The organism is Paraburkholderia sp. SIMBA_027 (assembly GCF_046535315.1).
Lineage (GTDB): Bacteria > Pseudomonadota > Gammaproteobacteria > Burkholderiales > Burkholderiaceae > Paraburkholderia > Paraburkholderia tropica.
The window spans coordinates 1-331 of sequence record NZ_JAWRWY010000253.1 but is presented as its reverse complement, the minus strand read 5'-3'; the positions used below and the strand labels follow the sequence as shown (position 1 = coordinate 331).

General features: G+C 59.8%; 1 pseudogene. It reads left to right on the top strand.

Annotation, left to right across the window (positions count from 1 at the left end):
* Positions 1-177: 177 nt before the first annotated feature.
* Positions 178-331 (top strand): annotated as a pseudogene (locus tag SB764_RS39000) (chemotaxis protein CheW); the annotation flags it as partial.

Below are 331 nucleotides of genomic sequence, written 5' to 3'. Positions count from 1 at the left end.
AACCTCGAAACGAACTACCGCAAGGTGCACGGCATTTCGGCGGCGACCATTCTGGGCGACGGCAGCGTCGCGCTGATCGTCGATGTGGCCGCGCTGAACCTCGCATAGTCTCCGCCACATTCGCCGTAACAGTAACACCTACTCAACTCATTTCATCCCAACCGTTTGGGGGCTAACGTGGCAGAAGTCCAATCCATCAATTCGAGCGGTGCGAACTCGACCGGTGCGAATAGCCGCCGCGACGCGCAACAGGTCGACGCAGGCGGTCAGGAGTTCCTCGTCTTCACGCTGGGCGCGGAAGAGTACGGCATCGACATTCTCAAGGTCCAGG